The 1010-nt window shown below is 71.2% G+C and carries 1 protein-coding gene; it reads left to right on the plus strand.

Annotated elements, in window-relative coordinates; translation table 11 throughout:
• Nucleotides 1-1010, plus strand: a 1010-nt coding sequence (locus tag AC0699_RS39815) for a polyketide synthase dehydratase domain-containing protein (protein ID WP_478671638.1), incomplete at both ends; no start/stop codon positions are given.

Here is a 1010-nt window from a genome sequence, read left to right on the forward strand (position 1 = left end):
GAGTTCTGGGTACGCCACGTCCGCGACGCCGTCCGCTTCCTGGACGGCATCCGCGCCCTCGAAGCGGCGGGCGTGACGACGTACGTCGAACTCGGCCCGGACGGTGTGCTGTCCGCGCTCGCGCAGGCCTGCGTAACGGACGAGGCAGGGTTCATCCCCGTGCTCCGCACGGGTCGGCCGGAGGCCGAGACTCTCGTGGCCGCCCTCGCGCAGGCTCACGTTCGGGGCATTGCCGTGGACTGGTCGGCGTTCTTCGCGGGCATGGGTGCCCGCCGCGTGGATCTGCCGACCTACGCCTTCCAGCGTCAGCGGTTCTGGCCGAGTGCGGTGGCGTTCGCCTCCGGGGATCCGGAGTCGATCGGCCTCGGGGACGCTGACCACCCGCTGCTTGGTGCGGCGGTGGCCCTGGCCGACTCGGACGGGGTGGTTCTGGCCGGGCGTCTGTCGTTGGACACGCACGCGTGGCTTGCTGATCACACGATCCACGGTGGTGTGCTGCTGCCGGGTACGGCCTTCGTCGACCTGGCGGTTCGGGCGGGTGACCAGGTCGGTTGTGATGTGGTTGAGGAGTTGACGCTTGAGGCGCCGTTGGTGCTGCCTGAGCGGGGCGGGGTGCTGCTTCAGCTGGTGGTCGAGGCGCCGAATGCGGCTGGTGTGCGGCCGTTCGGGGTGTACTCCCGGCGTCAGGATGCGTTGGCGGAGGAGCCTTGGACTCGCCATGGCTCCGGTGTCCTCGCGTCCGGTGGGGGCAACCCGGAGGCATTGCAGGGACTCGGTGACCTGGAGATCTGGCCGCCGGCAGACGCCGTACAGGTCGACATCAGCGGACTGTACGCGGAGCTCGCCGGGGACGGCATGGCATACGGGCCGCTGTTCCAGGGGCTCAAGGCCGCCTGGCGGCGGGGCGCGGAGCTGTTCACGGAGGTGGAGCTCCCCGAGGACGGCCGCCGCGACGCCGCACGCTTCGGCCTGCACCCGGCCCTGCTCGACGCCGGCCTCCACGCCATCGG

This window comes from Streptomyces sp. NPDC043870 (assembly GCF_056435785.1).